15 protein-coding genes are annotated in these 22,505 nt (G+C 47.8%); 10 read left to right on the top strand and 5 right to left on the bottom strand.

Annotation, left to right across the window (positions count from 1 at the left end; genetic code table 11):
- Positions 1-44 precede the first annotated feature (44 nt).
- Entirely contained in the window at positions 45-1,385 is a 1,341-nt protein-coding gene (gene xseA / locus ACN0TT_RS10640; RefSeq protein WP_417762129.1) for an exodeoxyribonuclease VII large subunit, read from the bottom strand.
- A 130-nt stretch (positions 1,386-1,515) separates the two neighbouring features.
- Between xseA and guaB the strand changes: the two genes are divergently transcribed.
- The gene (guaB, locus tag ACN0TT_RS10635) at positions 1,516-2,982 is read left to right on the top strand and encodes an IMP dehydrogenase (RefSeq protein ID WP_417762128.1); all 1,467 of its coding nucleotides are present in this window, start codon (positions 1,516-1,518) and stop codon (positions 2,980-2,982) included.
- A gap of 84 nt (positions 2,983-3,066) precedes the next feature.
- Complete coding sequence (gene guaA, locus ACN0TT_RS10630; protein WP_417762127.1) at positions 3,067-4,641, top strand: glutamine-hydrolyzing GMP synthase; 1,575 nt, start codon at positions 3,067-3,069, stop codon at positions 4,639-4,641.
- A gap of 562 nt (positions 4,642-5,203) precedes the next feature.
- Here guaA and ACN0TT_RS10625 read toward each other — a convergent pair.
- A complete protein-coding gene (locus ACN0TT_RS10625; protein WP_417762126.1) occupies positions 5,204-5,737 on the bottom strand; it encodes a TetR/AcrR family transcriptional regulator in 534 nt (177 codons plus the stop codon).
- A 169-nt stretch (positions 5,738-5,906) separates the two neighbouring features.
- Between ACN0TT_RS10625 and ACN0TT_RS10620 the strand changes: the two genes are divergently transcribed.
- Positions 5,907-6,788, top strand: coding sequence for an SDR family oxidoreductase (locus ACN0TT_RS10620; protein WP_417762125.1), 882 nt, complete (start codon positions 5,907-5,909; stop codon positions 6,786-6,788).
- 60 nt (positions 6,789-6,848) lie between these two features.
- Here ACN0TT_RS10620 and ACN0TT_RS10615 read toward each other — a convergent pair whose 3' ends face one another.
- Together ACN0TT_RS10615 and ACN0TT_RS10610 are read right to left on the bottom strand one after the other, a co-directional pair.
- The gene (locus ACN0TT_RS10615) at positions 6,849-7,163 is read right to left on the bottom strand and encodes a hypothetical protein (RefSeq protein ID WP_417762124.1); all 315 of its coding nucleotides are present in this window, start codon (positions 7,161-7,163) and stop codon (positions 6,849-6,851) included.
- A gap of 43 nt (positions 7,164-7,206) precedes the next feature.
- The gene (locus ACN0TT_RS10610; protein ID WP_417762123.1) at positions 7,207-7,674 is read right to left on the bottom strand and encodes a DUF3617 domain-containing protein; all 468 of its coding nucleotides are present in this window, start codon (positions 7,672-7,674) and stop codon (positions 7,207-7,209) included.
- Between the two features lie 667 nt (positions 7,675-8,341).
- Between ACN0TT_RS10610 and ACN0TT_RS10605 the strand changes: the two genes are divergently transcribed.
- The 3 genes from ACN0TT_RS10605 (at position 8,342) to tadA (ending at position 11,938) form a co-directional block, all read left to right on the top strand.
- Positions 8,342-10,435 (top strand): TonB-dependent siderophore receptor, encoded by a 2,094-nt coding sequence (locus ACN0TT_RS10605; protein ID WP_417762122.1) that lies wholly within the window; start codon positions 8,342-8,344, stop codon positions 10,433-10,435.
- Between the two features lie 234 nt (positions 10,436-10,669).
- Positions 10,670-11,236: a DUF1415 domain-containing protein gene (locus ACN0TT_RS10600; RefSeq protein WP_417762121.1), complete on the top strand. Its 567-nt coding sequence runs from the start codon at positions 10,670-10,672 to the stop codon at positions 11,234-11,236.
- A gap of 156 nt (positions 11,237-11,392) precedes the next feature.
- Entirely contained in the window at positions 11,393-11,938 is a 546-nt protein-coding gene (tadA, locus tag ACN0TT_RS10595) for a tRNA adenosine(34) deaminase TadA (protein ID WP_417762120.1), read from the top strand.
- A gap of 182 nt (positions 11,939-12,120) precedes the next feature.
- On the opposite strand, the gene mltF is transcribed toward tadA, so the two are convergent.
- Positions 12,121-13,566 carry a membrane-bound lytic murein transglycosylase MltF gene (gene mltF, locus ACN0TT_RS10590; protein ID WP_417762119.1) on the bottom strand — a complete coding sequence of 482 codons (1,446 nt, stop codon included), beginning with the start codon at positions 13,564-13,566 and terminating at the stop codon, positions 12,121-12,123.
- Between the two features lie 289 nt (positions 13,567-13,855).
- Between mltF and purL the strand changes: the two genes are divergently transcribed.
- The 4 genes from purL to cydX all read left to right on the top strand — a co-directional run bounded on the left by purL (position 13,856) and on the right by cydX (position 21,762).
- On the top strand, positions 13,856-17,737 hold the full coding sequence (gene purL, locus ACN0TT_RS10585) for a phosphoribosylformylglycinamidine synthase (RefSeq protein WP_417762232.1): 3,882 nt from the start codon (positions 13,856-13,858) through the stop codon (positions 17,735-17,737).
- A gap of 1,147 nt (positions 17,738-18,884) precedes the next feature.
- Positions 18,885-20,456 (top strand): cytochrome ubiquinol oxidase subunit I, encoded by a 1,572-nt coding sequence (locus ACN0TT_RS10580; protein ID WP_417762118.1) that lies wholly within the window; start codon positions 18,885-18,887, stop codon positions 20,454-20,456.
- Positions 20,457-20,472: 16 nt separating this feature from the next.
- The gene (gene cydB, locus ACN0TT_RS10575; protein WP_417762117.1) at positions 20,473-21,630 is read left to right on the top strand and encodes a cytochrome d ubiquinol oxidase subunit II; all 1,158 of its coding nucleotides are present in this window, start codon (positions 20,473-20,475) and stop codon (positions 21,628-21,630) included.
- A gap of 12 nt (positions 21,631-21,642) precedes the next feature.
- A complete protein-coding gene (gene cydX / locus ACN0TT_RS10570) occupies positions 21,643-21,762 on the top strand; it encodes a cytochrome bd-I oxidase subunit CydX (protein WP_417762116.1) in 120 nt (39 codons plus the stop codon).
- Positions 21,763-22,505 lie beyond the last annotated feature (743 nt).

The following is a 22,505-nucleotide window of genomic DNA, read 5'->3' as shown; positions in this document are numbered from 1 at the left end:
TAGCCAAGGTCAACAGCTCCTAGGGTCAACACCCGCTAGCAACGTTATGGCTCGATTTTGGTCACGTTAGAATAAACCGTGCCCTGTTTGAGCATGGTTTTCATCTCATCACCTACCTGTAAACTGTCGGCAGCATTAATGACTTGGTCATCGGCATTTTTACTGATGCTGTAACCTCGGCTCAAGGTGGCGAGCGGACTGACGCTATGCAACGAATGGGCTGCCCGTTGTACACGATTGTCTGCTTGGCTTAATTGGTGCTGCATCAGCTGGGTTAGCTTGTGTTGAAGGTGTTGCAACTGCTGCTGACTGTAATTGAGTTGATGTTTCGGGTGCTGCGCTGTTAAGCGTCCCTCAAGTCGCTGTAACTGATTACTCTCGCGGGTAAGTAGGCGTTGCATCGCGTTGTTGAGCTTGAGTTGCTGCTCATCAAATCGTTGGGTCAGCAACTGCAACTGGCGCTGCGGATCTTGGCGCTGTAAGCGGTAGTCATATTGCTGCAGCAGCTGCTGACGGTTAAGCCGATAATGCGCCCAACTTTGGCGTAACCGTAGTTGCAGTTGTTGTAAACGCACCTGTTTGTCTTGACGGTCACCCGATAACAGTTCAGCGCCAGCGGAAGGGGTGGGGGCGCGTACATCGGCAACGTAATCACTGATCGATGTATCGACCTCGTGGCCGACGGCGGATACGATTGGCAACTGACTAGCAAACATTTCGCGCGCGACGGTTTCGCTGTTAAAGCACCATAAGTCTTCTAAGCTACCGCCACCGCGGGTCAGCAACAGCACATCAACCTCGTTACGGGCGTTGGCCAAGCGAATGGCGTTAGCAATCTGGCCGATGGCAGCATCGCCTTGCACTTGGGTGGGGTAGATAACCACTTCCAGCGACGGATCACGGCGTTTTAGCACATGCAGTACATCACGGATGGCGGCGCCGCTAGGAGAGGTGATCACGCCAATGCGGCGTACATGACTTGGCAGCGGTTGCTTGTGCTCAACACTGAACAGCCCCTCGGCTGCCAGTTTCATTTTTAGTGCTTCAAACTGTTGAGCCAACAATCCATCGCCCGCTGGCTGCATGGAGTCGATGATTAACTGATAATCACCGCGTGGTTCATACACGCTGATATTGGCGCGCACTAACACTTGTTGACCATTAACTGGACGAAAGCGCACTTGCTGGTTTTTGCCACGGAACATGGCACAGCGCACTTGTGAGTAGTTATCTTTGAGTGTGAGATACCAGTGACCAGAGCTGGCCATAATCAGGTTAGAGATCTCACCAGAGAGCCAAATTCGGCCCAATTGTGACTCTAACAGATGGCGTACTTCTCCGTTCAAACGTGAGACACTGTAGATTTGTTGTTCACTGGCTGCCATAACGTGTGTGCTAACGCATAAAAAATTTTAGCTATTGTCCATTTACGGCACCTCGCTTGCAAGGTATAATGCCGCCGCAATATTTCACCTCATATTTCACTTGTATCCTTATCTAAGGGGAGATGTTGCAATGCTAAGATTAATCAAAGAAGCGCTTACCTTTGACGACGTGTTATTGGTGCCGGCGCACTCCACCGTCCTCCCCAACACTGCCAGCTTGAAGACTCGTCTAACGAATACTATCGAGTTGAACATTCCATTGGTTTCTGCCGCGATGGACACCGTAACAGAAGCTAGACTGGCCATTGCAATGGCGCAGGAAGGCGGCGTTGGTTTTATCCACAAAAACATGAGCATCGATGCTCAAGCTGAAGAAGTTCGCAAAGTAAAAAGTTACGAAGCGGGCGTCGTTCAGCAACCTGTGACTGTTACTCCAGAAACTACCCTAACTGAACTGAAAACCCTGAGTGAGAAATGCGGCTTTGCTGGTTTCCCTGTGGTTAACGGTGCCAATGAGTTAGTGGGGATTATCACTGGCCGTGACGTACGTTTTGTGACTGATTGGAGCAAAACTGTTGAAGCGGTAATGACGCCTAAATCTCGCTTGGTGACAGTGAAAGAAGGTACGAAACGCGATGAAGTGCAGCAACTGATGCACGCTAATCGTATCGAAAAAGTGCTGGTTGTGGATGACAACTTCAAGCTGAAAGGCATGATGACGGTTAAAGACTTCCAAAAAGCAGAGCGTAAACCAAACGCATGTAAAGACGAGTTCGGTCGTCTGCGCGTGGGGGCTGCAGTAGGTGCTGGTGCTGGTAACGAAGAGCGTATTGACGCCCTAGTAAAAGCTGGCGTTGACGTGCTGTTGATTGACTCATCACACGGCCACTCAGAAGGGGTACTGCAACGTATTCGTGATGCACGCGCTAAATACCCAGATCTGCAAATCGTTGGTGGTAACGTAGCAACTGCAGAAGGTGCTTTGGCACTGGCAGAAGCAGGCGTAAGTGCCGTTAAAGTCGGTATCGGCCCTGGCTCAATCTGTACTACGCGTATCGTGACTGGTGTGGGTGTACCACAAATTACCGCCGTATCTGATGCGGTTGAAGCGGTGAAACACTTGAACATTCCGGTTATCGCTGATGGCGGTATCCGTTACTCAGGTGATTTGGCAAAAGCACTGGCTGCTGGTGCATCATGCATCATGGCGGGTTCAATGTTCGCGGGGACTGAAGAAGCACCAGGTGAAGTTGAACTGTACCAAGGCCGTGCCTACAAATCTTACCGTGGCATGGGTTCATTAGGCGCCATGTCTAAAGGTTCTTCAGATCGTTACTTCCAAAGCGATAACGCTGCTGACAAATTGGTACCAGAAGGTATCGAAGGTCGCGTTCCTTACAAAGGTAAAATCAAAGAGCTTATCCACCAACACATGGGCGGTCTGCGTTCATGCATGGGCTTGACTGGTTGCGCTACCATCAAAGACTTGAACGAAAAAGCACAGTTTGTGAAAGTGACCGCAGCGGGCATGGGTGAATCACACGTACATGATGTGACTATCACCAAAGAAGCACCTAACTATAACAACCGCGGCTAATTTGTTAGTCCGGTAATACTATTTGATGCTTTCAAGCCGTGGTCATTTACCACGGCTTCACTTAAATCGAAATAAAGGTTTTCAATGAGCAATATTCATGACCAACGAATTCTTATCCTAGATTTCGGCTCGCAATATACTCAACTGGTTGCACGTCGAGTACGTGAAATCGGCGTTTACTGTGAACTGTGGAGCTGGGATGTCGATGAAGCGGATATTCGCGAATTCAACCCAGACGGGATTATTCTTTCTGGCGGCCCAGAAAGTGTGACCGAAGAAAACTCTCCTCGTGCACCGCAATACGTGTTTGACTCAGGTGTGCCAGTGTTGGGTGTATGCTACGGCATGCAAACCATGGCTGAGCAACTGGGGGGTAAAGTTGCTGGTTCTAACGAACGTGAATTTGGCTACGCCCAAGTTAAAGTGGTTGGTGAATCAGCACTGTTTGCAGGTTTGCAAGATGCGACCGCCGAAGATGGCAAGCCACTGCTGGACGTTTGGATGAGCCATGGCGATAAAGTGGTGGAGATCCCTGCCGACTTCGTCACTATCGGTTCAACTGATACCTGCCCATATGCGGCAATGGCCAACGAAGAGAAAAAATACTACGGCGTACAATTTCACCCAGAAGTGACTCACTCAAAACAAGGCATGAAAATGCTGGAAAACTTTGTGATGGGCGCTTGTGGTTGTGAGCGTCTGTGGACCTCTGAATCAATTATCAAAGACGCTGTTGCTCGTATCAAAGAGCAAGTGGGTAATGATGAAGTGATCCTTGGGCTGTCAGGCGGTGTCGACTCTTCTGTGGTGGCTATGTTGGTTCACCAAGCCATCGGCGACAAGCTGACCTGCGTATTTGTGGATAACGGCCTACTGCGCTTGAATGAAGCACAACAAGTGCTGGATATGTTCGGTGATAAATTCGGCCTGAACATCGTGCACGTTGATGCTGAAGAACGCTTCTTGAAAGCACTGGAAGGCAAAGCTGATCCAGAAGAAAAACGTAAAACCATCGGTCGCGTATTCGTCGAAGTGTTTGATGAAGAATCACACAAACTCGAAAATGCAAAATGGTTGGCACAAGGTACTATCTACCCAGACGTTATCGAATCTGCCGCGTCTAAAACCGGTAAAGCGCATGTGATTAAGTCACACCATAACGTTGGTGGATTGCCAGATAATATGAAGATGGGCTTGGTTGAACCACTGCGTGAACTGTTTAAAGACGAAGTGCGTAAGATCGGTTTGGAACTGGGTCTGCCATACGACATGCTGTACCGTCACCCATTCCCAGGTCCTGGTTTGGGCGTACGCGTTCTTGGCGAAATCAAGAAAGAATACTGTGACTTGCTGCGTCGCGCTGATGCTATCTTCATTGAAGAGTTGCATGCTGCGGATCTTTACAACAAAGTATCGCAAGCATTTACCGTGTTTTTGCCAGTTCGTTCTGTAGGCGTGATGGGCGATGGCCGTAAGTACGATTGGGTTGTGTCACTGCGCGCAGTTGAAACCATCGACTTTATGACCGCTCACTGGGCGCACTTGCCATATGACTTCTTAGGTAAGGTGTCTAACCGTATCATCAACGAAGTGAATGGCATCTCTCGTGTAGTTTACGATATCTCTGGTAAGCCACCAGCGACGATCGAGTGGGAGTAGGGCTCGCTATCAATAGCGATTAAAGCCTTAAGCTAAAAAAGTGCCAGTCAGTTTTACTGACTGGCACTTTTTTATGGGGATAATGATTGTTGGTTTTCAGAAATTTTATGACGTCTGGTGAATTTGGACGCCATCTTGGCCGGATGAAGCGTATTTATAGGGAGCGACAGCAAGTGCTGAGGACTGTGCTTTCTCAATATTTTCCGGAAGATTGGATTCTTGGTGGCTTTGCTGGCATGCATTAGACATTACAGTTACCAGCAACTCTCGATGATAAATATATTGCTAAAAAAGCACAGGAATTCGGTATTGCGGTACATGCGCTGTCTACATTTTATAGTGGGGATCACGGCAATCATCGCGGACTCGTCATTGGTTATGGAAATACTCACAAGGATAAAATCCCCGATGCAGTCAATATTCTTTCAAAGCTAGCCGCATTGGATACATTGGAGCCTGCGAGCTGAGTATAGAACAAGGATCGGTTGACACTAAATGCTTGGAAAGGTCAACCTATGTAAAAATCCGTTCTTATTGCAGCAATTCTGAACTGACGTAAGCGTTACCCCAACATGGAAAAAGCAACGAATAGTATCTTCTTCACCGTTTGAGGATCTTCTCCATGAGCCAGCAGTGTCGAAGCATTAATTAGCTGTGCATCGATATAGGTAGCTGCAAACTCTGGAGACATATCTGCAGAAAACTCTCCTTTGTCCTTTGAACGTTTTACCCATTCTTTGAAAGTAGATAAACCTTGCTCCTCAAGAAAATCAACTTGTGCGAGTGTTGCTTCGCCTAAGTGCATTCGCGACTCACGCATTTTTATAAAAAGGCAGCCATTTGGGGACTCATGATGACAACTGGCAGAGGTGGCAAATGACACAAGGTTATCAAGCGCTTCTCGAAACGGCATTTCGCTGTTTAGCATCAGCTGTACAGGATTTAACACTTGTTCTTGATACCTGATCAGTACAGCCTTCATCAAGCCATCTTCATTTGAAAACTCACGATAAAGACCAGGCTTTGATACACCAGACCTCCTGCAAATTTCATTAAGAGACAAAGTGCCTATGTTTTCTTTCCAATAAGAATTCATTGCGACATCCAAAACATAATCGCGATCTAGGGTTTTTGGTCGCCCCCGTGAAGGCTTAGTTGGGTCCAAACTCATTTTAATACCGCCCAGTATCTTAATTTGACATACTATTCTTTTGCGCTTATTGTACCGACTGGTACTTAATTGGCAAACCGAATAGGAAAGAAAAATGAGCAATACAAAAAAAAGCATTGTTATTACAGGAAGCAGTAGTGGCTTTGGTCAACAATCAGTAAAAGATTTTGCCGATAAAGGCTACCAAGTGTTTGCCACCATGCGCGGTTCAGAAGGCAAAAATGCAGTCGTTAAGGCAGAGCTGGAAGCCTATAGCGATTCAATTCAAGTTGTTGATATGGATGTTACCAACGACGAATCAGTCAAAAACGCCATTGCAAGCGTACTAAATAAAGCGGGGAAAATTGATGTTTTGCTAAACAATGCTGGCGTAATGTACCTTGGTATTACCGAAGCATTTAGTATTGACCAAGCGCGCGAGCAGATGGAAACCAACTACTATGGTGCTATGCGCACTATTCTGGCTGTTTTACCTGCGATGCGTGAAGCTAAATCTGGTCTTATCATCAGCACCTCATCCATGGTTGGCCAAATTTCTGCTCCGTATTTCTCTACCTACGCAGCAACCAAACATGCTTTAGAAGGCTACCTTCAAGGTTTACGCTACGAAGTAGCGCCATTTGGTATCGATGTCGCCATCGTACAACCTGGTCCATTCCCAACAGGTTTAAGTGCATCAGGACAACAACCATCACGTACAGACATACTGGACAGCTACGGTGAATTGGCAAACATCCCAGCCACCATGTTCGAAGAATTCGGTAAATTTATGCAGAGCGATCAAGCCCCTAATCCACAAATGGTCGTAGATGCTTATTTAGCTCTGGCAGACATGCCTGCTGGTAAGCGCCCAACACGCACACCTGTTGGCTTGGTTTGGGGGGTGGATGAAATTAACGCTGTCAAACAACCTATTCAAGACCGTGTTTTGACAGAAATGCAACTAGACAAAGTTCTAGGTGGTGCTGACGCGTAATTTGAGATTAGAAGGGCAAATTGCTTTTGCCCTTCTAAGCATAACTTACCCTTTCGTTAATTAGTCATGTTCACTCTTCGCATAAATCACCAAGCGCAAATGGCGGTCTGCATCAATGATTAAAGAAGTGTGTTCAAACGTGACAGTCTCGCCGTCTACCTTGAGATCTCGATAACCATTGCATGGTGCATTTAAGGGGGGATTACCTTGCGGGCTTTTGTTGTTACGCTGTGTCAATACCACCAAGCGTAATTGACGAGCTGCATCAATGGTCAGAGGTGTTAAAACGGAACGCTCTGCCACATCGAGTTTGAGCTCTTCAAGGGGACAGTGCAAGAAATGGGGAAGCCTTGATGGTTTATTTCGCTGATGCATTGACTGTCAGTCCAGCCCGTAAATGGGCCGGAATGGTGCAGTTTTACTTACAAGGGCCAAGATATTTTCCGTTGCCAATCAAGGTGCCTTTAATACTCATGCTTTCCTCAGTAACCTCAGATTCTTGGGTGAATGTGAGAGTTTTTCCATTCAGATGATATTCACCCACGGTATGTGTGGTGCTATCAATACTGGTGCAGTTTGATTCAAACGTTGCCTGAGTTGCGTTGATTCGTTGGATATTCTTCTGACATTTTTCGCCGTCTTCACTGTTAGCATCATCAAAAAGATTAAATTTTCTGATACATGCTTTCTTGGTGTACGTAAAGGGCTTCAAACTGCCTGATTTTTCCAACATCTGCTTCATCTCGGGGGTTGCTTTTATTAGTGTACCCTCGCTTTTAGTGGTGATTTCCCACAGGCCGGGAGTGAAATCGTAGTCTTCAGCGTATAGAAGGGGGGAGGTGAATATTAGTCCGGTTAAAAGCAGCTTATGTACTGAGTGTTGCATTAGTCATCCCTGTTAATTTATGCGACTGTTTTAGACTGTATGGTTTGTACGCTAATGTCAATTAGTACCGAAAATGACCTAGGATTAGCAATCTTAGGTTGACGAGGGATAGCTGATGGTTGTGAGCTCCTACTTGAACGATTCCTATGTCGATAATCGCTTGATTTTGGATTGGACCGATTAGGGGCGGCGGGGAAAGATTGATGAAGAATAGATGTTGATGTTTTGCATAAATGTGGTTGCCAGCGTGAATTTAAAGCTTGTTTAGTCACGATCGATAATTGTTATTTCCCCGTTCGCTGACCAGAGTCGACGAGGTGTGAGCGGGCAACTATATTTCTTCTAGTTGTAGTTTAGCCGCTAACACTTGAGTGCTTTTTATGCCAAATCCACTGTTTTCAAAAAAAACGTGGCCCAAACTCCCCAGTCACTCGGGAATACAGTGCAATTTTCTGATGCACTTGTACCATGGAAGGTCGCGCTGGTAAGCCGTAAACTCGACATCCTCCTCTCGTTAGCACTGCATATTGCGCATGTTCTCGCAGTAACCATCCAAATAGGTTAATAGGTCTCATACTCTTAGTAAATGAGATTGACTCTCATTTACAATGTATATACAACGTCTCATTTACATTTGACGGACAACACTTAGTTTCGGATTGAACTCATGACAAATACTGCGAAAAGCACTTTAGCGATTTCAATATCTATGGCCCTGTTCACTAGCACTGTGGCACTGGCTGCAACACCCCAAACCGAACAAACTCCAGATGCTGACAATATCGAAACCATCTATGTCTACGGTGAACCCGATAAAACCAAAGCAGCTACCAAGCTGAATTTGTCGGCGTTGGAAACACCGCAAATGGTTACCGTTATCTCCCGCGATCAGATTGATGACTTTTCTTTGCGCGAGGTAAATTCGCTGCTGAATTATGTGCCTGGGGTAACGGTAGAGCAGGTAGAAACTGGCCGTACTTACTACACCGCCCGTGGTTTTGACATTGTAAACTTTCAGTTTGATGGGGTTGGCGTACCGTTTTCTTATGGATTGACCCAAGGGCATGATGATGCCGCTATTTACGAGCAAGTCGAAGTGGTTAAAGGTGCTACTGGGCTGATCACTGGGTTAGCTAATCCATCGGCCACGATTAACTATGTGCGTAAGCGGCCAACCGCTGATACACGCGCCGCCGTATCAGCATCAGCAGGCAGCTGGAATCAATATCGTGTGGATGCCGATGTATCTGGTGCCATTATTGATGACAAACTGAACGGCCGACTGGTGTTAGCCAAGGAAGATGGTGACTCTTATCTTGACCGTTATGGCAAAGAGTTAACGGTTTTTTATGGGGTGCTTAGTGGTTATCTCACAGATACCACTCAACTCACTGTCGGGCATAGCATTAATGATAACCACAATGATGCTAACTCATCGGGGGCGTTACCGTTGTTTTACAGTGATGGCTCGTTGACCGACTATGACGAGTCTGCCAACACCGCACCGGATTGGGCTGCGCAGGATGTGAAGCAACAGCGCACCTTTGTCGAATTAGAACAGCAGATCGGCTATGACTGGGTGGCAAAAGCTATTTACACCCGCAACATGCAGGATAAAGCGTGGAAGTCATTTTATCTGTCGGGTTCGCCAGAGCCTATCACCGAAGAGGGACTGTTAGCCCAAGCGAGTTTGTATCAAGCCAAGGACAAAGAGGATATTTTTGATCTCTTTGTTAGCGGGACCTTTTCATTATGGGGGCAAGAGCATGACTTAGTGGTGGGCGTTAACCACGCCGAGATCGATCTCACCGGACGCTCGGTTTACTCCAGCGAATGGAACTATGCCCCGATTGGTGGTGACTGGGCGGCGGGAAATACTGCCGAGCCGGATTTTGATATCTACGATGCCGCGACACAATCGACCGATATCCACCAGAAACAGGATTCGTTTTACCTCTCCACACGGATTAAATTCACTGATGATTTGGCCTTGGTCGCAGGGGCGAGAACGGTGGATATCAAGCAAAATGGGATCAGTTACGGGGCGGCGCAGGATGTCGATGAAAGCGAAACCGTCCCTTATGTTGGCCTGACCTATGAAGTGTTCGATGGCACAGTGCTGTACGGCAGCTATAGCGAAGTGTTTACGCCCCAGCCATGGGTGAATGACAACTTAGCGCCACTGGGCTCTGTCCGTGGTGAAAGCTCTGAAGTGGGTGTTAAACAGGAGATGTTCGCTGGTAAAGCGGTAATGACACTCGCGCTGTTCAAATCATCACAGGATAATTTTGGTGAGTGGGTTAGCCGTGACACGGTTTCTGGGCTGAACATCTATCGTGGTGTATCACTCGATAGTGATGGTTTTGAACTGGAGTTGGTCGGTGAAGTGTTACCGGGGCTGAACATCAGTGCCGGTTATACTCAAGTGAAAGTGGATGATGACAATGGCGCTGATACCCGCCGTTTTATCCCGACCCAACAGTTTAAGCTGGCTACGGCTTACAACGTGCCAATGGTGGACGGGCTGCGAGTTGGGGCTGTGGTTAATTGGCAAAATGAAATCTACTATGGCGATACCGAAGTGCAGGGCGCTTATGCCTTGGTTGACCTGTTTGCGAGTTACCAACTGACGCCAAACCTGAAGTTAGCAGTCAATCTCAATAACGTGGGAGATGAAAAATACCGCTTGAGCCCGCAATGGGGGCAAGCAAACTTTGGTGCACCACGTAACGTAATGGGATCGATCACTTGGCGTTACTAGGACTAGCTTGGCGGCGTAGTGTGCCTGTGGACGACATGTTCGGCTTGCTATCAAGGGCATGGTCATCCTGAGTCCTTAGCTTGAACTTAGCACAGCGCTTCATCTTTGATGGGGCGCTGTGCTTTTTAGGGAAAGTCGCCCCGTTGTGTGATGCGCTTACGTACATGCATAAACGTCATCACTTTGCTCGCAGTTATGCTATGCTCCGCGCATTGAAAATGACTGATGATATTTATGAGCACCACACTGAATATTGATGCGATTGAGACCGAGGTAAATGACTGGCTGGAGCGTGTGGTCATCGGCTTAAACCTATGTCCGTTTGCGGCGAAACCACAGCGTAATAAGCAGATCCAAATTCATGTGAGTGAGGCGACGACTGAAGAAGCATTGCTGAGTGAACTGTTTCAATGTTTCACCGAGTTAGATAACAACACCGCCGATGAGCTGGAAACCACGCTAGTGGTAGTGCCAAACATGTTGCAAGACTTCTTTGATTACAATCAATTTATTGATTGGGTTGAGGCGTTGCTGCGTCAAGAAAAGTGGGATGGTGTGTATCAAGTCGCCACGTTCCATCCGGATTACTGCTTTGCCAATACGGTGGAAGATGATCCGGCTAACTTAACCAACCGTTCGCCATATCCGATTTACCATCTGATCCGCGAAGCCAGTATGAGTAAGGTGTTGGAGCATTATCCTAACCCGGATGCGATTCCCGATATCAACATTGCCCGTGTGTCGGCGTTGACAGCGGTAGAGCGACAAGCGTTGTTCCCTCATCTATTTAAGAGCCAATAGCATCTTGGTACAGGTGGCTCACGAGTGTCATGCAAACGTTAGCTACCTGCACACGCATAATGTTGAAAGTGATTCTACAGTTGAACCGTTGAGGCTACCTACCAATCGTCACGCTGACTCGTTATACTTCCGCCAAATTTCTGCAGCAATAGCACCATGACTGATACCGATAAGCCCAACCCACAATTAGCCGAAGATGAGCAATGGATGCGCCATGCGCTCAAGTTGGCTGAGCATGCGGAAGCGGCGGGTGAAGTTCCCGTCGGCGCGGTGTTGGTGAAAGATAATCAGGTGATTGCTGAAGGGTGGAATCTGCCCATCACTGATAACGATCCAACCGCCCACGCGGAAATTCGTTGTTTGCAACAGGCGGGTAAGGCGCTGCAAAACTATCGCTTACTGGATACCACCTTGTACGTGACGTTAGAGCCTTGTGCTATGTGTGCTGGCGCTATGGTGCATAGTCGCATTGGCCGCGTAGTGTTTGGGGCATTTGATACGAAGACTGGCGCGGCTGGTAGTGTGATTGATCTGCTGCAGCAACCGCAATTTAACCATCAAGTGCAAGTGACAAGTGGCGTATTAGCGGAGGCGTGTGCCTACCAACTGAGCAGCTTTTTCAAACGGCGCCGCCAAGAGCAGAAGTCGCTCAAACAGCAGCGCCAAGCGTCAGCTATTCAGCAAAATACAGAAAAAAGTTAAATAGACGATGGTGAGCGTGTTGTCTCTTGCGATGGGCTTTCTTTAATACACGACGACGAGCGGCACTACGGTTGATGGTTCGCTGTTTCATGATGGAGTTGGCGCCTAAATAGACAGTGCCGCCAAGTTAGCATCTCTGCTTCGTGGCGGCTAGCCCTAAGGTTTAAATTCACCTTTAGCTATCATTCCGGTGATCCAGCTGTGGTGGTTGTCGCGGCATCGGCGGTCATACTGCTGCTGTCTTCTCCCATGCTGCTGTCACTACTTTCGGCCAGCTGTTGCTGCGCATCATGGTCATCCATCCATACGAGCGTGTCGTAGTAGCGGCGAATATTTTCTACATAACGTACCGCTTCATTACCACGCGCATAGCCATATTTAGTCTGCTGGTAGTACTTACGTTTTTGCAGCAATGGCAGCACCTGTTTGACATCCTTCCACGCACTCGGATTTTTACCTAACCGTTCCGTTAAAATCCGCGCATCTTCAATGTGACCGTAGCCGATGTTGTATGTGGCTAGCGCAAACCACATGCGTTCCTCTTGCGGAATCGACGCCGGCAGAGATTGCAAAATGCTGCTGAGATAAGTGGCACCGCCTTTAATACTTTGCTCAGGATCGAGCCGATTACTAATGCCAAGCTGCTCCGCCGTGGGAATGGTCAGCATCATCATGCCACGTACGCCCGTGGGGGAACGTGCCCGCGGGTCCCAATGGGATTCTTGGTATGCGGCGGCGGCCAGCTTACGCCAGTCAAGTTCCCCGGCATATTGTTCAAACCAGTGACGGTATCGCGGCAGCTTTAGTTCTACAGCACGCATAAAGGCACGGGTATCGACATAATCAAAGCGTTTGACGTGGCCGAAGTACTTTTCGACCAGATGGTCAAGGGTGCCATCGTGCTTCTCTTCATGCCAGAAATGCAGCAATTTACTCATAAGACGATCGCTGCCGTTACGGCGCATTAGCCAGACAATCGGTTGGTCTTCCTCCACCGTGGGGCCCACGCGCAGCTCTGGCATAAAACGACGATTGATCTCAATCGTGGAAGAGTCGGAGATGGTGTAATCCAACTGGCCACTGTTAATCATGCATAAAATCTCTTCACTGTCTTTATCGTGTAACTCTTCCCAGCTGAGGCTCGGCGCATCCAGCTTGAGTTGCTCCAACGTGTTGACGAACGATGAGTCTGCCACTACTGCAATGCGGCCATCAATGTTGTCAGGCGCGATGGGAATGCGTGAACCATTGCGATAAACCACCACTTGGTTGACGTAATAAAGCGGCGGGCTGAGGCGAAATTGATCGCGGCGTACTGGCGTGTCGGCCAATCCCGCAGCAATAACGTCAATATCACCACGTTCAAGTGCATCATATAGTTCATGAATATTGGCATAAGGCGTGATGTTGAGTGGCTTTTGCAGAAAATCAGCAAAACGCTCTGCCAGTTCGTAGTCAAACCCACTATTACCGCGGGTGGAACTGACATAGATTTGGGCGCCATAAAGTGTGCCGACTTTCAGCTCAGTATTCACTTTTGGCGGCTGAGCGACAGGTGCTTCGTCAGCCGCCTTTTGGCAACCGACTAACAATATTAGCGATAAAAGAAGTGGTAACAGCTTGTTCATAACAAAAATCTGGTTCTCTTAAATGTAAGCAATCGAATTCATGTCAAATATCGTTGCAAAACTTAAAAAATAACTTTAAATCAATTAGTTATTTTTTTACGTCTACTAAAAATATTTCATCTATGATTGGTTGTTTACCAAGATGAACGCACTGTTCCTTGAGCTGTATAGTTTATAGCATAGTTAGGGGCGATTTCGACAATTACTAAGGTGATTTACCCTCGCTATTTCCCTATAATGTCGCCACCTCTGACCCCGTAAATATTTTATAAAAAGGTGATTTAACGTGATGGAGATCATCCGTGGAGCCCCAGCACTTTCTGCTTTCAGGGTACAAAAACTATTGGAAGCTTGTGCCACTGCAGAACTTCCTGTCAGTAACATTTACGCCGAGTATATCCACCTTGCCGATTTAACGGCGCCACTGAATGACGATGCGAAAGCGAATCTGGCCAAAATGCTTGCCTATGGCCCAAGCGTCGAATCCCACGAACCACAAGGTAAGTTACTGTTTGTAACACCTCGTCCGGGAACGATCTCCCCGTGGTCATCTAAAGCGACTGACATTGCGCATAACTGCGGTTTAAATCAAATCAAACGCTTAGAGCGCGGCATTGCTTATTATATCACCGCTGACCAAATATCCGACAGTCAATTTGCTCAAGTCACTGCTTTATTGCATGACCGCATGATGGAAGTGGTCTTAAACCGCTTTGAAGATGCGCAAGTGCTGTTTGCCCGTACCGAGCCTGCACCGTTTATTAGTGTGAATATTCTGGAGCAAGGCCGCAGCGCGTTGGAAGTTGCCAACCGCAATATGGGCTTGGCGCTAGCTGATGACGAAATCGACTATCTGGTCGAAAATTTTGTCAAATTGGGCCGCAACCCGAACGACATCGAATTGATGATGTTCGCGCAAGCTAACTCAGAGCACTGCCGTCATAAAATCTTCAACGCCGATTGGACTATCGACGGTGAAGTACAGCCTAAATCGCTGTTCAAAATGATTAAAAATACCTTCGAAACCACGCCGGACAACGTGTTGTCAGCGTATAAAGACAACGCGGCAGTGATGACCGGTTGCGAAGCGGGCCGTTTCTTTGCCGACACCGATGGCGTCTACCGTTATCACAACGAACCAGTCCACATTCTGATGAAAGTGGAAACCCACAACCACCCAACCGCGATCAGCCCATTCCCGGGTGCTGCAACGGGCTCTGGTGGTGAAATCCGTGACGAAGGCGCAACAGGCCGTGGCTCTAAACCTAAAGCAGGTTTGACGGGTTTCAGTGTATCTAACCTGAAAATCCCCGGTTTTGAACAACCATGGGAAGGCAACTACGGCAAACCTGAGCGCATCGCTTCAGCCTTTGACATCATGATGGATGGCCCACTGGGCGGCGCTGCCTTCAACAACGAATTTGGTCGTCCAGCGCTGGTGGGTTACTTCCGCACTTATGAGCAGGAAGTGTGTAGCCACAACGGCGTAGAAGTGCGCGGTTATCACAAGCCAATTATGTTGGCCGGTGGCTTAGGTAACATCCGTGAAGATCACGTGCAAAAAGGTGAAATCTCACTGGGCGCCAAGCTTATCGTACTGGGTGGGCCAGCGATGAACATCGGTCTTGGCGGTGGTGCGGCGTCTTCTATGGCATCAGGCCAATCCAGCGAAGATTTGGATTTCGCTTCTGTACAGCGTGAAAACCCAGAGATGGAACGTCGCTGCCAAGAAGTGATCGACCGTTGCTGGCAGATGGGCGATGACAACCCAATCCAATTTATTCACGACGTAGGCGCGGGCGGTTTGTCGAACGCATTCCCTGAGCTGGTAAGCGATGCTGGCCGTGGCGGTAAGTTTGAACTGCGCAACGTACCATCAGATGAGCCGGGCATGAGTCCGTTGGAGATCTGGTGTAACGAATCACAAGAACGTTATGTGCTTTCAGTTGCAGCAGAAAACCTCGACACCTTTAAAGCGATTTGTGAGCGTGAACGCGCACCATTCGCCGTAGTGGGTGAAGCGACGGCAGAAGAACACCTGAGCCTGTCAGATGAACACTTCGATAACAAACCTATCGATCTGCCGCTGGAAGTGTTGCTCGGTAAAGCACCGAAAATGAGCCGTGAAGCCACCACCCAAAAAGTGACCGGTGTAGCGCTTGAAGAAGACAAGATTGATATCGCTGAAGCGGTGAAGCGCGTGCTGACGTTGCCGACTGTGGCGGATAAAACCTTCCTGATCACCATTGGTGACCGCACCGTAACTGGCTTGGTTAACCGTGACCAAATGGTTGGCCCATGGCAAGTGCCCGTGGCTGACTGTGCCGTGACTGCTGCAACCTTCGATACCTATGCGGGTGAAGCAATGTCGATGGGCGAGCGCACACCACTGGCACTGCTGGACTTTGGCGCATCTGCCCGTATGGCGGTGGCTGAATCGATCATGAACATCGCGGGTGCTGACATTGGTGATTTGAAACGCATCAAGCTGTCCGCTAACTGGATGTCAGCAGCGAATCACCCAGGTGAAGACGCTGGTTTGTATGAAGCGGTAAAAGCCATCGGTGAAGAGCTGTGTCCTGAGTTAGAACTCACTATTCCAGTGGGTAAAGACTCCATGTCGATGAAGACCGCTTGGCAAGATAACGGCACCGATAAAGCCGTGACTGCACCATTGTCTTTGGTGATCACTGCCTTTGGTGCGGTACGCGATGTGCGCAACACCGTAACCCCTGAGCTGCGCACCGATAAAGGTGACACTGTATTGCTGCTGGCCGATGTCGCCAACGGTGAAACCCGTTTGGGCGGTTCATGTTTAGCACAAGTATTTGAAGCGCTCGGCGATCAAGCCCCAGATCTGCATGCAGCAGCGGCACTGAAAGGTTTCTTCAATGTCACGCAACAGCTGGTGGTTGAGCGTAAGCTGATGGCTTACCACGACCGTTCTGACGGTGGTTTGTTTACCACTCTGACCGAAATGGCGTTCGCGGGTAACACTGGCTTAAAAGTGCAACTGGCTGAACTGGCTGGCTCTGATTTAGCCCGTTTGTTCAACGAAGAGTTGGGTGCGGTATTGCAAGTCGCTAAAGCCGATGCTGCAGCGATTATTACGGCATACAACGCTGTGGGTGTGGCGTGTCATCAAGTGGCTGAATTGAGCGATGATGATCAACTGACCATCCTTGATGGTGAGCGTCAAGTGTATGCGGCTAGCCGTGTGGCACTGCGTCAACTGTGGTCTGAAACCACTTGCCGCATGCAATCGCTGCGTGATAACCCTGAATGCGCCAAAGAAGAGTTCGACATCAAACTGGATGCTAAGGACCCTGGTTTGACCGTGAAACTTGGCTTTGACCCTGCGGAAGATGTCGCTGCACCTTATATTGCTAAAGGCGTTGCGCCTAAAATGGCGATTCTGCGCGAGCAGGGCGTTAACTCTCACGTAGAAATGGCGGCGGCGTTTGACCGCGCTGGTTTCGATAGCGTTGACGTGCATATGTCAGACATTCTGTCTGGTCGTCTGTCACTGGAACAGTTCCACGGCTTAGTGGCTTGTGGTGGCTTCTCCTACGGTGACGTACTCGGCGCCGGCGAAGGTTGGGCAAAATCGATTCTGTTCAACGCTCGTGCGCGCGAGCAGTTCAGCCGCTTCTTTGAACGTGCTGATAGCTTCGCCCTTGGCGTATGTAACGGTTGTCAGATGCTGTCAAACCTGAAAGAGATTATTCCGGGCACTGAACATTGGCCACATTTTGTGCGTAACCGTTCTGAACGCTTTGAAGCGCGCTTTAGCTTGGTGGAAATCCAGCAGAGCCCATCGCTGTTCTTTAACGGCATGGCGGGCTCCCGTATGCCAATCGCGGTAAGTCACGGTGAAGGCCGCGCTGAGTTCGCCTCAAGCGCAGCACAACAAGCGGCAGAACAAAGCGGCACTGTCGCACTGCGTTATGTGACCGGTAATGGTGCTATTGCTACCCAGTACCCACAAAACCCGAACGGTTCACCAAACGGTTTGGCTGGTATTAGTTCGGCTGATGGTCGAGTGACGATTATGATGCCGCACCCAGAGCGTGTTTTCCGCACTGTTGCTAACTCTTGGCACCCTGATGCATGGGGCGAAGACAGCCCGTGGATGCGTATGTTCCGTAATGCGAGAGTAAACCTCGGTTAAGGTTTTTGAGCGTTAAAAAGGGCAGGTAAATTTTTACCTGCCCTTTTTGTTTGTTGTGTTAAATGAATTAAAACTATTGCTATTCATCAAGTTACATTGTAGCGCTAATGCTGTAATAGCCTATTTACTGCGTCAGTTGAGTTACATAGAAAAGTCGCTACATGGGACTGATTTTTCGACGCTTGTCGCGTAAATGACAACGGTTTTCATCTTAGTGAAATCTAAATTATTTGTTATAGAACAACATACTATCTTAACACCGTCATTATTTTCCCTTCTCGACGAGCAGGATTAGGATAAACACCTATAATTTCATGCAGATAGTGTCTTATCTACGCTGTTTCATACTCGCATCAACTTGGCATGATGAATAATTTGTGAGCGTAAATTGGCGGAGAACCGTATCAGTTAGCATGACAAATTGTTTGAAAGTGCACGCTGCTGGCTTGAGAACTTAGCAAACATTTTACATTAGCAAAATTGAATTTAATGTGATTAAAGTTGTTTGGGTAGGCTCTTATGGTTTGATGTGATTTTCTCTGTTGTGATGCATTTTAAATAAATAAAAACAATATATTGAGTTGGTGTCGCTGGGTGTAGGTGGCATGAATTCAGGTATGGTCGGTAAGGTAAAATGTATATTTGATAGGTTTATGGTGCTTTTTTATTTAAGTCGCCGAAAAATCCATTAAAACCCAAAAAATCACAATTCCCTATCATTGTTTTTGCTAAATGTCAATGGTGCTTTATTTTGACTGTGTTGCTGTCCGCAAAACCCGTTAAAACTCTAGGCTTTGATTGATTTGAGTCAAAGCTGAGTGGTATAAAATCATCGCTATATTCAGATTGGTTTAATGTTTAACTTAATGAAAAATAAATAAAAGTTTATTTTTCATTATGCGTTAAATGTGATCGATAACACGAAAATATTTCCAGTGTGATTCGGTGCAAATTTTTGTAGGTAAATTGCTGTTTTGGACTTTGGTCTAAGATAACCGATGCCTAAGAATCATTTTGGAATGTTTGTTCGGCCTGCTTAGACCGAACTTATAAAAACAAAATGTCAAATTAACGCTATCCTGCTCACCGTCTTTCTTAGCGATGGGGATGCACGCTGATTGACGGTACACCATGTAAGGAGTCACAAATGATAGTTGGAGAGGTTGTTGAGCTTTCACGCTTTCAATTCGCGTTGACAGCCATGTATCACTTCTTGTTTGTACCCCTAACTTTGGGTATGACTTTTATGCTGGCCATCATGGAATCACTGTACGTGATGACCAATAAGCAAATCTATAAAGACATGACCAAGTTTTGGGGTAAATTGTTCGGTATCAACTTCGCCATTGGGGTTGCTACCGGTTTGACCATGGAGTTCGAGTTCGGGACTAACTGGTCATACTACTCTCACTATGTAGGCGATATCTTCGGTGCGCCATTGGCGATCGAAGGTTTGATGGCCTTCTTCTTGGAATCTACCTTAGTTGGTATGTTCTTCTTCGGTTGGGACCGTTTCTCAAAACGCCAGCACTTAGCCATTACTTGGTTAACGGCGTTAGGTTCTAACTTGTCTGCATTGTGGATTCTGGTAGCAAACGGCTGGATGCAAAACCCTGTGGGTTCAGTGTTCAACTACGAAACCATGCGTATGGAAATGACCAGCTTTGCTGAGCTGCTGTTCAACCCTGTTGCGCAGGTTAAATTCGTACACACTGTAGCCTCTGGTTATGTAACTGGTGCGATGTTCGTACTGGCGATCTCTTCATACTACATTCTGAAAAAACGTGACCTGCCGTTTGCACGCCGTTCATTTGCGGTAGCCGCAAGTTTCGGTATGGCCGCTATCCTGTCAGTTATCGTATTGGGTGACGAATCAGGTTATCGCATGGGTGAAGTGCAACGCGTTAAGTTGGCTGCTGTTGAAGCTGAATGGCACACCGAGCCAGCACCTGCTTCATTCACTGCTTTCGGTTATCCAAATCAAAACGAGATGGAAACCAACTTCGCTATCAAGATCCCTTACGCTATGGGTATCATCGCCACTCGTTCTGTTGATGAGCAAGTGACTGGTATTCATGACTTGGTGAATGAGCACGAAGCACGTATCCGTAACGGTATGAAAGCTTATGCCTTGCTGGAACAACTGCGTTTAGCCAAGAAAGCGGGTCAAGAGCCTGATGCGTCACTGGTTGCTGCTTTCGAAGAGAAGAAATCCGATTTGGGTTACGGCCTGCTGCTGAAACCTTATACCGATAAAGTGGTTGATGCGACAGAAGAGATGATCAAGTCTGCTGCCAAAGACTCTATCCCATCGGTAGCGCCATTGTTCTACTCATTCCGCGTGATGGTTGCATTAGGTTTTGTTATGTTGCTGGTATTTGCAGCAGCATTCTGGCAGAGCACTCGCCACCAGATCGAAGAGAAAAAATGGGTACTAAAAGCCGCGTTGTTCAGCTTGCCACTGCCTTGGATTGCCATCGAGTGCGGTTGGTTTGTTGCTGAATATGGTCGTCAGCCTTGGACTGTGTCTGAAATGCTGCCAACCTTCATGTCAGCGTCTAGCCTAACTGTCGGTGACCTGTGGTTCAGCATTATTCTGACTACATTGCTTTACACCGTGCTGTTGGTTGTCGAGATGTTCTTGATGTTCAAGTTTGCACGTAAAGGTCCTAGCTCACTGAAGACCGGCCGTTATCACTTCGAAAAACTTGAAGCCTGAGCAGAGGGATTAGACCATGTTTGATTATGAAATTTTGAGATTTGTCTGGTGGGCCCTGCTCGGCGTATTGCTGATCGGCTTCGCCGTGACAGATGGCTTTGATATGGGCGTGGGTGCATTGCTGCCTATTATTGGTAAAGATGATACTGAACGTCGTGTAATGATTAACTCAATCGCACCTCACTGGGATGGTAACCAAGTTTGGTTAATCACCGCTGGCGGTGCACTTTTTGCAGCGTTCCCAACTGTGTATGCGGTATCTTTCTCTGGCTTCTATGTAGCTATGATTTTGGTACTGGCATGTTTGTGGTTGCGTCCAGTGGGCTTCGATTACCGTTCAAAAATCGAAAAAACAACTTGGCGTAAAACGTGGGACTGGTGTTTGTTTGCGAGTGGTTTCGTGCCGCCACTGGTTATCGGTGTTGCATTCGGTAACTTGTTGCAGGGTGTACCGTTTCATTTCGACGAATACCTGCGTGCATATTACGGTGGCGCCGACAGCAACTGGTTGTTGAACTTGATTTATCTGCTGAATCCATTCGGTTTGGTTGCAGGTTTGATCAGCGTTGGTATGTTCATGACACAAGGTGCTTGCTGGTTGCAGATGAAGGCTGAAGGCGAGTTGCGTGCTCGTGCGTCTAAAGTTGCACAAGTGCTGTCACTGGTTGTGTTGGTACTGTTTGTGGTTGCGGGTTTCTGGGTAAGCGGAATGGATGGCTATGTTATCACTTCTGCTATCGACGGACATGCAGTGTCTGACCCAACTAACAAAGAAGTCATCACTCAAGCAGGTGCTTGGATGGCTAACTACGACAAATACCCACTGACTTGGATCTTCCCAATTCTGGGGGTGGTCGCTGCGGCGTTGACCTTCCTGACTAGTCGCCTGAATCGTGCTGGTTTCGCGTTCCTGTTCAGCTCGCTGACCATTGCTGGTGTGATTCTGACTTGTGGTGTAGCAATGTTCCCATTCGTGATGCCATCTTCACTGCAACCAAACATGAGTTTGACTATGTGGGATGCAACCGCTAGCCAAATGACACTGAGCGTGATGACTTATGTAGCGATTATCTTCGTACCAATCGTTCTGAGTTACACCCTGTGGACTTACTTCAAGATGTTCGGTCGCATAAGCCGTGAACACATTGAAGCTAACAGCACTTCACTGTACTAAGGAGGAAACAATATGTGGTATTTCACTTGGATACTGGGTTTGTTGCTGGCTTGTTCTTTCGGCATTATCAATGCGCTTTGGTTGGAAAATACTGAGAATATGGATCGTGCTAACGAAGACGATCAAGCGTAAGCCATAGCGCTTATTGCACTCAAAAAGGGCTGCCTACGTACGGGCAGCCTTTTTTATTGTGGGTTAGCTAACTAGCGTAATCGTACTGGAACAGTGAGACGGTTTCGCTCCACAGCAAGAGCGTCAGAAGCGGCTAAATCGGACTTTAGCCGTAAAGCTGCTGCCTAACTATCAACATCAAAGACAACGCATTAACGGCTGTTTGACTGCCTTGCATTGATCACAGTATGAGCCGATAGGGCGGTAACCCAAGTCACCATGGTACTGAGCGTAATTTTTAGGTATTCACAGCTGATGCGTCTTACTGCTGTGTCTGATGTTTGCTATGAGTGATATCAGCCATTTTCCTATACGCACGCTACCGTGCTTTGTCGTTTTGTGCTGTAGGTTCATCTTTAGCGGCCACTGTTAACAGGCGGGGGTTACCCTAGAGGGTGAAGTGAGTTTAGCCAAGAGAGATGATTTGACGGAATATTAGGGACGGTGCGAATAAGTCTTCACGACACTCTGGACTTGTTCGCAACCTTCCCTAGGGGCTGTTTATCTTTGTGTTTCATTTTTGTTCAAATTAAACGCGTTATGAACGAGGCGAGGCCTGCGACGCTTAGTCAACTAAGCAAGCTGGGCGCAACAATGTTCAGGAGGCGTTTAAATGAACCCTTCGGACAGCGACAGCGCGCAATTTATTCAGCGTTAGGCGCTGTTGGTGGAGAATAACTACACGGCACATCACCTGCCTTGCC

The organism is Shewanella sp., assembly GCF_048265805.1.
Classification (GTDB): Bacteria; Pseudomonadota; Gammaproteobacteria; order Enterobacterales; family Shewanellaceae; genus Shewanella.
The sequence above is the reverse complement of the archived record's forward strand: the minus strand, read 5'-3'. Positions and strand labels throughout refer to the sequence as shown.